This window comes from Pontibacter litorisediminis (genome assembly GCF_029360645.1).
Classification (GTDB): domain Bacteria; phylum Bacteroidota; class Bacteroidia; order Cytophagales; family Hymenobacteraceae; genus Pontibacter; species Pontibacter litorisediminis.
This window is the reverse complement of the sequence record NZ_JARDUA010000004.1, coordinates 419,908-431,805: the sequence shown is the minus strand read 5'-3', so window position 1 is coordinate 431,805 and position 11,898 is coordinate 419,908. Positions and strand designations below refer to the sequence as shown.

Sequence of the window (11,898 nt, the reverse complement as noted above, 5' to 3'; positions counted from 1 at the left end):
AACCAATCTTACTACTACACCATGAACCGAATCATAGCATCAGCATCTCTTATACTTTTACTGGGCCTGGCCTCCTGCGGTGGCGCGGATGATAAGCAAGCCCGTTTGGATGAACTGAAGGGCCAGCAGGCCGAGCTACAGGCGCAGATAGAGAAACTGGAGAATGAGCTGAAGGCCGACGGAAAAACAGTGGCCGTGCAGCAGAAAACCGTGCCGGTATCGGTAACCGCGCTGGCGCAGGATACTTTCCGCCACTACCTGGAGGTACAGGGCCGCGTGGACTTTACGCAGAACGTGCTGGTGAGCGCTAAAGTGCCGGGCGTGCTGACGAGCGTGCGCGTGGAGCGCGGCGACCGCGTGTCGAAGGGGCAGACCATGGCCACCATTGATGCCCAGGTGCTGGAGCAAAGTATTGCCGAAGTGAAAACCCGCCTCGACCTGGCCCGTGTGGCCTACGAGAAGCAGCAGAACCTCTGGGACCAGAAAATAGGCACCGAGATGCAGTACCTCACGGCCAAGAACAACAAGGAGGCCCTGGAGCGAAACCTGGCAGCCCTGCAGCAGCAGCGCGACCAGTATAACATCAAAGCCCCGATCAGCGGTGTGGTAGACGAGGTGCGACCAAACACCGGGGAGGCCGTGGCGCCGGGTGTGGGCATCATCCGGGTGGTGAACCTGCAGGGCGGCAAGATCGTGGCCGAGGTATCGGAGGCCTACCAGGACAAGATCAGCCAAGGCGACGAGGCTGTGGTATACTTCCCGGACCTGAAGAAGGAGGTGCAGACCCGCGTGGAGGTGGTGAGCAGCTTCATAGACCCCACCAGCCGCACCTTTACCGTGGAGCTGCGCCTGAAGAACGGCTCCGACATTGCGCTGCGCCCGAACATGGTGGCTGTGGTGCGCATCCAGGACTACAAGAACGAAGGCGTGGTAACGCTGCCGGTAAACCTGGTGCAAAAAGACGAGAAATCGAGCTATGTATACGTGGCCCAGAAGAAGGGCAACGAGTATGTGGCCACCCGCAAGGAGATTAAAACAGGCCTGAGCTACGGCGGGCAAGTGGAGGTGTTGAGCGGCCTTTCTGCGGAAGACAGAGTGATTACGGCAGGCTACCAGAACGTGAACGAGGGGCAGCCGGTGGTGTTTGCCGAGAGCAGTCTGACGCAGAAGTAATACCTAAAAGTATAAAACTATGAAACAGTTTAAGCCAACCAGCTGGTCGATCGATAACAAGACCAGTATCTATATCATTACCATCATCATTACGCTGGCGGGTATCTTCTCTTACATCAACCTGCAGAAAGAGAACTTCCCGGACATTGTAATCCCGACGATGTTCGTGAGCACGGTGTACCAGGGTACCTCGCCCTCAGATATGGAGAACCTGGTGACGCGCCCGATCGAGAAGGAGATCAAGGCCATCTCCGGGGTGAAGGAGGTTACCTCCAACTCCATGCAGGACTTCTCGATGATCGTGGTGGAGTTTAACACTGATGTGGAGGTTTCGGACGCGAAGCAGCAGGTGAAGGATGCCGTGGACAAGGCCCGCACCGACCTGCCGACAGACCTCACCCGTGAGCCGGACGTGCAGGAGGTGAACTTCTCGGAGTTCCCGATCATGTACGTGAACGTGTCGGGTAATTATAGCCTGGACCAGCTGAAGGACTACGCCGAGGAGCTGCAGGACCGCTTTGAGTCATTCCCGGAGATTACGCGCGTGGACATGGTGGGTGCGCTGGACAAGGAGGTGCAGGTAAACGTGGACCTCTACAAAATGCAGGCCGCCCAGGTTACCTTCAACGACATCTCCACGGCCATTGCCCGCGAGAACATGACCATCTCGGGCGGCAACGTAACGGTGGGCGAGGCCAAGCGCTCGGTGCGCGTGGTGGGCCAGTACACCGATCCGGACCGTATCAACGATATCGTGCTGAAGTCCCTGGGGGGCGCGAACATCCGCCTGGGAGACATCGCCGAGGTGAAGGAAGGCTTTGAGGAGCAGGAGAGCTATGCGCGCCTGGGCAACGAGCCGGTGATCACGCTCAATGTGATCAAGCGCAGCGGCGAGAACCTGATCGAGGCTTCCGACAAGGTACACGAGGCGATAGAGGAGATGCAGGGAGCCACACTGCCGGCCGACCTGAACATCACCGTCACGGGTGACCAGTCTACCCAAACGCGCCATACCCTGAACGACCTGATCAACACCATCATCATCGGCTTTATACTGGTTACCCTGATCCTGATGTTTTTCATGGGAACCACCAACGCCATCTTCGTGGGACTGTCGGTGCCTATCTCTATGTTCCTGGCCTTTATCCTGATGCCGACCTTTGGCTTTTCGCTGAACATGATCGTGCTCTTCTCGTTCCTGCTGGCGCTGGGTATTGTGGTGGATGATGCCATTGTGGTGATCGAGAACACGCACCGCATCTACCACACCTCTAACCTGAACGTGGTGCAGTCGGCAAAGGCCGCTGCCGGCGAGGTGTTTGTGCCGGTGCTGGCAGGTACGCTTACCACAGTGGCACCGTTCCTGCCGCTGGCCTTCTGGCCAGGCATTGTGGGCGAGTTCATGTTCTTCCTCCCGATCACGCTCATCGTCACGCTGATGTCGTCGTTGCTGGTGGCCTTTATCATTAACCCGGTGTTTGCCGTGTCTTTCATGAAGAAGCACGATGCGGAGCCAACCGCAAGGCGCGGCGGCAAGCTCTTCTGGATTCTGATTGCCGTAGGCTTTGTGGTGGCGGTGGTAGGCTATATCGCCGGATCGTATGGCGTGGCTAACCTGATCATACTGGCCATTCTGCTGGTGCTGCTCAACAAGTTCGTGCTCAACGGCATGATCGCCAATTTTCAGGAGCGGGTGCTGCCGCGCTTTATGTCAGGCTACGAAAGGCTGCTGCGCTGGATGCTGGTAGGCAAACGCCCGGTCGGGGTGTTCTTCGGCATCATCGGCCTATTAATTTTTTCATTGTTTTTAACAGCCGTGCGTCCGCCAAAGGTGGAGTTCTTCCCGAGCAGTGAGCCCAATTTCGTCTATACTTACATCAACATGCCGATCGGCACAGATCAGGCTGTAACTGATTCTGTTACTAAGCTTGTGGAGCGGCGGGTCTACAGTGTGATAGGTGAGAATAATCCTGATGTGGAGTCCGTTATTTCGAACGTAGCCATAGGTGCCGGCGACGAGAACGACCGCTCCACCACGGCACAATCTCATAAAGGAAAGGTTACCGTTGCCTTTATAGAGTATAAAGACCGTGTGGGAGAGAGATCGACCACAGATTACCTGACCAACATACGTGAGGCTGTGAAGGGCATACCGGGCACCAACATTACGGTGGACAAGGAGCAGAATGGCCCACCGGTGGGCAAGCCGATCTCAATTGAGATCGCCGGCGAGGACTTTGAGGAACTGATCGCTCTCTCGAAGCAGGTGGAGCAGTACATAGACCAGCAGCAGATTGGCGGCATAGAGGAGCTGCGCTCCGACCTGGAAGACAGCAAGCCGGAGATCGTGGTGAACATAGACCGCGAGCGCGCCAACCGCGAGGGCATCAGCACGGGGCAGATCGGGCAGGAGGTGCGTACGGCTATTTTCGGCACGGAAGCCTCCAAGTTTAAGCGCGACGAGGAGGAATACCCGATACAGGTGCGTTACGCCGAGCCGTACCGCGAGAACATAGACGCCCTGATGGACATGCGCATCACCTACCGCGACATGAACTCTGGCCAGATCCGCCAGATCCCGCTGTCGTCGGTGGCTACGCTGGAGTACACCAACACGTATGGCGGCATCAAGCGCAAAAACCTGAAGCGGGTGGTTACACTGGAGTCGAACGTGCTGGATGGCTACAATGCTAACGAGGTGGTGCAGCAGATACAAGAGTCGCTGCAGAACTTCGAAACGCCGGAGGGCTTCGAGATAAGTATGGGCGGTGAGCAGGAAGACCAGCAGGAGACATTCGAGTTCCTGTTGGTGGCACTGGTGGCGGCTTTCTGCATTATCTTCCTGATACTGGTAACGCAGTTCAACTCTGTCTCAAAGCCGTTCATCATCCTCTCGGAGGTGCTGTTCTCGATCATCGGTGTGCTGCTGGGCTTCTCCATCTTCGGCATGGATGTGTCGGTGGTGATGACTGGTGTGGGCATTGTGGCGCTGGCTGGTATCGTGGTGAAGAATGGTATCCTGATTGTGGAGTTCACAGACATACTCCTCGGTGAGGGCAAGGAGCTGAAGGAGGCGATTGTGGAAGCGGGCAAAACGCGTTTGAACCCGGTGTTGCTGACGGCAACGGCTACCATACTTGGCCTTATCCCCCTGGGAATCGGCTTAAACCTTAACTTCTATACTTTGTTTACGGAGTTCGAGGCAGGGTTCTTCCTGGGAGGCGACAGTGCGGCGTTCTGGGGGCCTTTGGCATGGACCATCATTTTTGGCCTGGGTTTTGCGACCATCGTTACCCTGCTGGTAGTGCCGGTGATGTACCTGCTGAACGAGAAGCTGAAGGACAGGGTGATCGGCAAGAAAAAGCGCGGGGCGCTGAAGCTACAGCAGCAAGAGCAGCTCGTGAATGGAAAAGTAAGAGAATACACATTATAGAAATATGCTTATAACAGATACCGCTATTGAGAAGGAGGTTATCCGTATCATTAGCAAAACCAAGGCGATTAAAGCAGACCGCCTGTGGGCCGACAGAATGCTTCGCGACTTTGGTTTCGATGTTGTTGACGTGGTAGACATTATCCTGGAGTTGGAGAAAAACTTCAAGATCACGATTCCGGATGAGGTACCTATAGACACAGTAGGCGACTTTGTGGACTTTGTGGCCACCCACACGATCAAAAAAGCCAGCTGATAAGGAATTACCTGTACGTAAAAGTTAAAAGCCCCGGCACTTGGTTCCGGGGCTTTTTTATGGGCTGTATTCATAGGCTATCCTTCCTTAGCCGCTGCTGCGGAGCAGGAGCACCGCTCCCATATATGTTTATAAGGGAGAGCATAGATGGCTGGCCCTATAGCTACAGCGGGCTGCCTACATTTTTCGCCCATACCCGCTTTGCTTGTTTGCGTACCAATTCAGAATTACCTAACTAGGGGCAGAACGCGCCAAATTATTATCTTTGCAGATTATGGTGGAGAACATACAACAAGTAGCACAAGAGATTGAAGCGGCACCTCTTAGCAACGCTGCCGAACTAGAGCAATTCCGCATAGCATACATAGGCCGCAAGGGCCGCATTGCCGAGCTTTTTGACGGCCTGAAGACTGTGGCGCCGGAGCAGCGCCGCGAGGTGGGCCAGCAGCTGAACACCCTGAAGAACCGCGCCCAGGAGCGCTTCGACCAGGCGCAGGAGCAACTGGCCAGTGCCACAGATAATGCCGGCGACACAGGCTTTGACTTTACCCTGCCAACCATACCGAATACGCTGGGCACACGCCACCCGCTCTCGCTGGTGCGCCAGGAGATTGTGCGCATTTTCGAGCGCATCGGCTTTAACGTGGCCGAGGGACCGGAGATGGAGGATGACTGGCACAATTTCTCCGCCCTTAACTTCCCGGAGAACCACCCGGCCCGTGAGATGCAGGACACGTTCTTCCTGAGTGAGGACAAGGAGAAACTGCTCCGCACCCATACTTCCACGGTGCAGGTGCGCTTGATGGAAAACAACCAGCCGCCGCTGCGCAGCATCATGCCCGGCCGCGTGTACCGCAACGAGGCGATCTCGGCGCGAGCGCACATGGTGTTCCACCAGGTAGAGGGCCTGTACGTAAACAAAGGCGTAAGCTTTAAAGACCTGAAGGAGACGCTGTACTACTTCGCCAAAGAGATGTTCGGGCAGGGTACGCAGATTCGCTTCCGGCCGTCGTTCTTCCCCTTCACCGAGCCTAGCGCCGAGATCGATATTACCTGCTTCATCTGCAAAGGAGAGGGCTGTAACATCTGTAAAGGCACAGGTTGGGTAGAGATCGGTGGCTCGGGCATGGTAGACCCGGCCGTGCTCCAAAGCTCAGGCATCGACCCGGAAGTGTACTCGGGCTTTGCTTTTGGTATGGGCATCGAGCGTATTACGATGCTCAAGTACCAGATAAAAGACCTGCGCCTTTTTACCGAAAACGATGTGCGCTTCCTGCGCCAGTTTGAGGGGGTTATTTAATCTAGAGTAAAGGAATAAATGGGAGAGTGAGTGTTTTGCCGTACAAGTATAGCAGAGCATTCACTCTTCGTTTTTATAAGTATAAACTAAAGCTATGACGTTAGAGGAGATCAAGACCATAGGCGTAGTAGGTGCCGGAACCATGGGCCAGGGCATCGCGCAGATCTGTGCGCAGGCCGGGTATAAAACCATACTTTTCGATATCAACGCGCAGGTGCTGGAGAAAGCACGGCAGACTACCGTGAAAAACCTGGACAAGGGGATAGAGCGCGGCAAACTGACCGAGGAAGAGAAAGAAGCCGCCCTTAGCAACCTGAGCTACACAGGCAACACGCTACAGCTGAGCTGCGATGTGATCATAGAGGCAGTGGTGGAGCGGCTGGAAGTGAAGCAAAACATCTTTCAGGAGCTAGCCAGCATCAACAAGCCCGACACCATACTTGCCTCCAACACGTCCTCTATCCCGATCACGCAGATTGCCGCAGCCGTGCCTAACCCGGAACGCGTGGTAGGGATGCACTTTTTTAACCCCGCCCATATCATGAAGCTGGTCGAGGTGATCTCCGGTGCCGCCACATCCCCTGAAACAGCCCAAACCATAAGAGAGCTGGCCGAAAAGCTTGGTAAGACCGCTGTGATGGCCAAAGACTCACCAGGCTTTATCGTAAACCGCGTGGCGCGCCATTTTTATGTGGAGGGACTAAAGCTGTTGGAAGAAGGCGTGGCCGATGTGGAAACCATAGATAAGCTGATGCAGGCCAGTGGCTTTAAAATGGGGCCTTTCGAGCTCATGGACCTGATTGGGGTAGACACAAACTACTCTGTAACAACCTCTATGTTCGAGGCCTTCCACTATGATGCCAAGTTCAGACCGAGCCGCATACAGCAGCAGAAAGTGGACGCCGGACACCACGGCCGCAAGTCGGGCAAAGGCTTTTATACTTATGAGAAGTAAGTTGCTGCTGCCCCTGCTGGCCATACTAGCCGGTGCCTGCAGCAAAGACAGCGGCAGCAACAGCCCCATTATCCCTAACGTGCCGGTAAACACGCAGCTCAACGTAAACAGCCAGCTCTACCCCGACCTGCGCCAGGACGGCGGTTACGCGTACTTGCCAGAGGGTTATAAAGGCATTATTGTGGTACGCCAGAGTGCCGGCAGCTACCTGGCCTTTGAGCGGACCTGCACCTACGACCCGGGCAACGACTGTGTGCTGGAGGTAGACCCGTCGCGGCTGTACATCACTGACCCATGCTGCGGTTCCCAGTACAACTTGCAGGGCCAGGTAATCGGTGGCCCGGCCATTTCTGCACTAAAGCAGTACAGAACCTCCCTGGTAGCCTCCACACTCTACATCACCAATTAATTTTTTAAGGTTGATTTACAGGAAATTAAAGTTTTTATAAAGATTTTTTCGAGACCACACTTGCGTATTAAGCTTTACTGCCGTAATATTGCATCATCAAACGGCTGGAAACAGTTGAATGATATGTCGAGATTCCTCCTTAGCTCAGTCGGTTAGAGCACCTGACTGTTAATCAGGGGGTCCCTGGTTCGAGCCCAGGAGGGGGAGCAAAAGCCACTCAGAAATGAGTGGCTTTTTTGTTTATAGGCATACCCATCCTACAGGCAGCAACATGTGGGTGACCTTGTTTCTGGCTAAACACCCTTACACCTGTAGCCGCACCTGGTCGAGCCCCGCTGAAAGCTTAGACAAACCGGCTTGCTCCAGTGCAGCGCTAAAAGGTTTATTGGCAGCACTAACAGCAACATAGGCCACTTGGCTCCCTCCTATTCGGGCTAGCACGGCTAACAAGAAAGCAGCCAAGTCCGCCTGCCCGCCATCGTGGCAGTAAACGCCATCAAGCACAATAGCTTCTTCGGGCAGGCTTGCCTTTACCCCGTCCTTTTTAGCCGTTGGCAGTTGCCAGGCACAAGCCATCAATCGTCCCTCCTTTACCCAAGTAAAGCACTCTTCCCCTCCTTCAAACCGCTGTGAGCTGTCTTCGATAAATCGCCAGAAAGTAATACGCCCCTCACCGTCACCATAAGCGAGCAGATCGTGTAAGCTATTCACCTCTATGGGCACCGAAACATCGTTTTTTAAAACTGCCCGGTCAACCACAAAAAGTTCGGTATCGTGGGCGTGGCGAATGTCTTCATTTTTCAGCGCCGCCTGGATATGTCCTTTCTGCACCAGCCACCATTGTTCCTTTTTGTGTCTCAGCCAATTCCTAACATCTCTTTTGACATGCTCCGAGGTAATGCCTGTTCCGGAGAGGAAAAGCTTTCCTCTGCTCCTAATGTACTTGTTAATGAACTTGGTGGAAAAAGCGGTCCATCTATCGACAACTGTCAGCTCGTATAGCTGATCATGCGCATTAGCCAGTCCTTCTTTATAATCGTGGCCTCCGGGAGTTAAGTCAAAAGCCTGGTACCCCTCCCCGCAAAGTTGCTGGCCCAGCATCATCATGATCATGTAACCCGGTGAAAACCTAGCGTACTGAGGGTGATGCGTGTTTATGCCAGCACCATGCACCCACTTGTTTTTACCTTCGGTAGCAATAAGCGATGCGATGATCTTGCCGTTTAGCCTCAGCACTCTTACGTGCAGTACATTCTCTTTAAAAAGCGAAAGAAGAAACACTTTCTTTAAGGGGTTCTTCCTAAAAGGCGCCTTGCCCAACGTTGCCCCTTTGCGAAAGTCATACTGGTCAGCAAGTTCGTCGAACACAGAGACAAGCGCACTGTAGTCTGTGATCTGATCATAAACCAGCTCTCCTTGCCGCTTTAAACGATTGCGGGACTCTCTGAAGCGTTTCTTGCTAAAGAACCTTGCTATGTCCGGATCATTGAAATTCATGACGGGGCGCTTGAACGGACGGATGGTGTAGCGGGCAGCCCAGTAGGCATCTGCTTTAAGCCATCCGAGTGGGGTGTTAGGAGGAATATACTTGAGCGTGATCTTCTGTTGTGGGAAAAGTTTCCTTACCTCAGCCAACGCCCTTTTAATAAACCTGTCATCGTCATAATCAGCCACAAGCCATGTATGGTAGTATGCATTGTAGCCCCCTGCAGCCGTGATGCCCAGTCCTTTCACATCCTTTGCCAGCGTTAGAAGGCCTGTAAGCTTGCCGTTTAGCTCCTCTTTTACCACAATTGGCAAATGTTCCTGCCCAAATACTTTATACCACACGCTTACAAATTCTTTGCTCTGGAAGACCGTAGCCCAGGGGCATGCTTCATATAGTTCGGTCCAGCCGGATAGAAATGCAACGTCTGACAGTAGTTTATACACACCATCACCGGTGATAACCTCTACTTTAGGTGCACTTAAAATCTTAGGGCCTAAGTTGCTGACAGTGTCTTTTTGCATAGCTCGCTGATTTGGGCAGAATAGCATAAAAATTACAAATACCTATACTTATAATCATATAACAGTCAGCTATACGAGACATCCCTTTATTAGATTCTACAATGATTATAATGGACAAAACAGCATAATAACAGACCTATAGCAAAAAAGGACCGGAAGCATGGCTTCCGGTCCTTTTCAAAGTATGGCTTAGGCTTTATTGTTAAGCTGGGATTGTCCTCTCAGGAGCTGTGCCTGCCACTGTGGCCGCCGCAATGCTGCCGCTTATGAGCCCATTCCACTTCTCGGCCAGCTGAAGCTCTCCGCTCATGTTCAGGTTCTCCTCCTTGTTGTAGAACTCAAGGTACAGCTCTTTTCCCTCGCGGGGCGTTAACCGCAGCCCAACCTGGTCTATTATTTTGCTGCCGTTCACCTCTCTTCGTACGCTGGCGACAGTACTCTTCTTTAGATCAAGCAGGTTTACCAACAGCTGCTGCTCGTTGCTGTTGCGTGTACTCACATAAAACAGCTTCTTCTGCCCTTCATCCAGGCCAATACCATAGCAGTCGTTCCAAAGTTCGTGCTTCGTTACTCTTAGCTGCCTCGATTCTCCCAGGCGCAGGAAGTCGCTCAGCAGCTTTGCTGTTCTGCTCTTCTGCTTTCGCTGAACGTATAAAATAGGCACCACGAACAGCGCCACAGAAACCACTCCGATAATGATTGTTGATAAATTCATTCTTATTATTCTTTTAAAAACACACTGTACCACAGCAGGGCACGCAACAGCATGCCCGCATGGCTTTAAAATGGCGGTGCCAGGCACAGCCAAACAAGAATTATAAGTGGATTACCAGAAGTAGTGGAAAGGGAAAATAATCTCGCTGCTGGTTAAGCCCCGGCAAATGGCCTTTGCGCGCCACATATACTGCAGCGCTATAGCCTGCAGCCTTACTTCGAATGCCTGCAGGTTAGCGGCAAAGCCGTGGTGCTGGTGCTTGGAAGGGGGCGAGGGGAAATGGTTGATGAGGCTTACCTGTTCCTCTGTCTGTTGCAGGCCGGGCGACTTGCGCTGCTCCACGCCAGACAAACTGCCCTGAGGCGCCTCGTCCCTGGCTTGCCAGGATAGCACCTGCGATGCATCGCCACCGCTGCCTACCTGTGCGCCAGCATAGCTGAGCACAAGGGCGAACAGAAGCAGTACATATTTTGCAGGATTTCTCACGCCTCAAATTTAAGCAGTTAGCAGCATACTTTGCTGCCTTGGCTCCATATAAATTTACATCTCTCCGCCTCCTGCACCACGCTGGCAGCTAATGGCTAGCGGTGAAAGCGCCGCCGCTGCGACATGCTTGCCCGCTAACCTTTTCCACAGATTTCCAGTACTTATAAATGGCGATATTATCATGTTTCGCACTGGCTCCCTTGTTGCCATATTTATGGATGGCCAGTGCACGAACCAAAGTATAAAACTATGAAAAATATAAAACCGTATCTGATGGCCGTGCTCGTGCTGCTGACCTTTACCATGAGCAGCTGCGAGGTGGTGGGAGATATCTTTGAAGCAGGCATGTGGATAGCACTGATCATTATCGTGCTGATCGTACTGCTGATCACCTGGTTGTTCCGCAAATTCAGAAGATAGCGGAGTTACGCTGCCCACAAAAGAAAAGGAGCCCCAAGGGGCTCCTTTTTATATTTTTATACTTAGGCAGCAGGTTATTACTTGTTCGAGCGTTTCGGCATGGTGCCCAGGATATAATCCCAGAGCGGTGAGGACACGCCGAAAGCGGCTTCAGGATCTTTGTAGTGGTGAATGCTGTGGTTGATCCAAAGCTGTTTCAGGAAGTTCTTTGGCGGCGGGTACGCGTGCACCACGTAATGCACCAACAGGTACATGGCGTAGCCAAACAGCACACCGGCTACCACACCAAACACAAAGGTTCCGAAGATCACTTTAAAAATAAAGAAGAAGGCCGAGGAGTAAAGGATACTCACCACCGGTGGCATGGCCAGGCGCTTCTTGTCCTTTGGGTACTCGTGGTGGTTGCCGTGGAACAGGTACTGCAGGCGGGCCTTCAGGGGCGTGTCTGTATCCATATGGAATACATAACGGTGCGCCAGATATTCGATCAGGGTGAAGATAAACCAACCCAGGAAGAAGAAACCAATGGCCTCAATGATATTAATAAAACCATACGTGATGCCGTAGTAGATCAGGCCAATGGCGATAGCCAGGAAGATACTGATAGGTATGGCAATATGCGTTCTGGTCATCTTCTCCAGAATCGGGTTCTTGAAAAGCTGTGCGCTTCCTTTGTGATTAGGCTTCATAGTTAGATTTTGCTGTTTCAGTTAACGCTGCAAAACTACTTAAATTTTAGAG

11 protein-coding genes and 1 tRNA gene are annotated in these 11,898 nt (G+C 52.9%); 8 read left to right on the top strand and 4 right to left on the bottom strand.

The genetic code is table 11. The features are described 5' to 3' along the window. The first annotated feature begins 21 nt into the window (after positions 1 to 21). The 7 genes from PXG97_RS15365 (at position 22) to PXG97_RS15335 (ending at position 7,733) form a co-directional block, all read left to right on the top strand. Positions 22 to 1,173: an efflux RND transporter periplasmic adaptor subunit gene (locus tag PXG97_RS15365; RefSeq protein ID WP_276498665.1), complete on the top strand. Its 1,152-nt coding sequence runs from the start codon at positions 22 to 24 to the stop codon at positions 1,171 to 1,173. 19 nt (positions 1,174 to 1,192) lie between these two features. Then, on the top strand, positions 1,193 to 4,606 hold the full coding sequence (locus tag PXG97_RS15360; protein ID WP_276498664.1) for an efflux RND transporter permease subunit: 3,414 nt from the start codon (positions 1,193 to 1,195) through the stop codon (positions 4,604 to 4,606). Positions 4,607 to 4,610: 4 nt separating this feature from the next. Then, positions 4,611 to 4,862, top strand: coding sequence for an acyl carrier protein (locus PXG97_RS15355; protein ID WP_276498663.1), 252 nt, complete (start codon positions 4,611 to 4,613; stop codon positions 4,860 to 4,862). Positions 4,863 to 5,136: 274 nt separating this feature from the next. Continuing rightward, entirely contained in the window at positions 5,137 to 6,162 is a 1,026-nt protein-coding gene (gene pheS, locus PXG97_RS15350; RefSeq protein WP_276498662.1) for a phenylalanine--tRNA ligase subunit alpha, read from the top strand. 94 nt (positions 6,163 to 6,256) lie between these two features. Continuing rightward, positions 6,257 to 7,117, top strand: coding sequence for a 3-hydroxyacyl-CoA dehydrogenase family protein (locus PXG97_RS15345; protein ID WP_276498661.1), 861 nt, complete (start codon positions 6,257 to 6,259; stop codon positions 7,115 to 7,117). Next, a complete protein-coding gene (locus PXG97_RS15340; RefSeq protein WP_276498660.1) occupies positions 7,107 to 7,526 on the top strand; it encodes a QcrA and Rieske domain-containing protein in 420 nt (139 codons plus the stop codon). The genes PXG97_RS15345 and PXG97_RS15340 overlap by 11 nt, the downstream gene beginning before the upstream one ends. A 133-nt stretch (positions 7,527 to 7,659) precedes the next feature. Continuing rightward, positions 7,660 to 7,733: transfer RNA gene (locus PXG97_RS15335), tRNA-Asn, on the top strand. A 96-nt stretch (positions 7,734 to 7,829) separates the two neighbouring features. Here the strand turns inward: PXG97_RS15335 and PXG97_RS15330 are convergent. The 3 genes from PXG97_RS15330 to PXG97_RS15320 all read right to left on the bottom strand — a co-directional run bounded on the left by PXG97_RS15330 (position 7,830) and on the right by PXG97_RS15320 (position 10,737). Next, positions 7,830 to 9,536, bottom strand: a complete 1,707-nt coding sequence (locus PXG97_RS15330; RefSeq protein WP_276498659.1) for a GNAT family N-acetyltransferase — start codon at positions 9,534 to 9,536, stop codon at positions 7,830 to 7,832. A gap of 202 nt (positions 9,537 to 9,738) precedes the next feature. Further along, positions 9,739 to 10,251 carry a hypothetical protein gene (locus tag PXG97_RS15325; RefSeq protein ID WP_276498658.1) on the bottom strand — a complete coding sequence of 171 codons (513 nt, stop codon included), beginning with the start codon at positions 10,249 to 10,251 and terminating at the stop codon, positions 9,739 to 9,741. 111 nt (positions 10,252 to 10,362) lie between these two features. Next, positions 10,363 to 10,737 (bottom strand): hypothetical protein, encoded by a 375-nt coding sequence (locus tag PXG97_RS15320; RefSeq protein WP_276498657.1) that lies wholly within the window; start codon positions 10,735 to 10,737, stop codon positions 10,363 to 10,365. A gap of 249 nt (positions 10,738 to 10,986) precedes the next feature. On the opposite strand from PXG97_RS15320, the gene PXG97_RS15315 reads away from it, so the two are divergent. After that, positions 10,987 to 11,157, top strand: coding sequence for a hypothetical protein (locus PXG97_RS15315; RefSeq protein ID WP_276498656.1), 171 nt, complete (start codon positions 10,987 to 10,989; stop codon positions 11,155 to 11,157). Between the two features lie 77 nt (positions 11,158 to 11,234). Here the strand turns inward: PXG97_RS15315 and PXG97_RS15310 are convergent, their stop codons facing one another. Then, complete coding sequence (locus PXG97_RS15310) at positions 11,235 to 11,846, bottom strand: sterol desaturase family protein (RefSeq protein ID WP_276498655.1); 612 nt, start codon at positions 11,844 to 11,846, stop codon at positions 11,235 to 11,237. Positions 11,847 to 11,898: the final 52 nt, after the last annotated feature.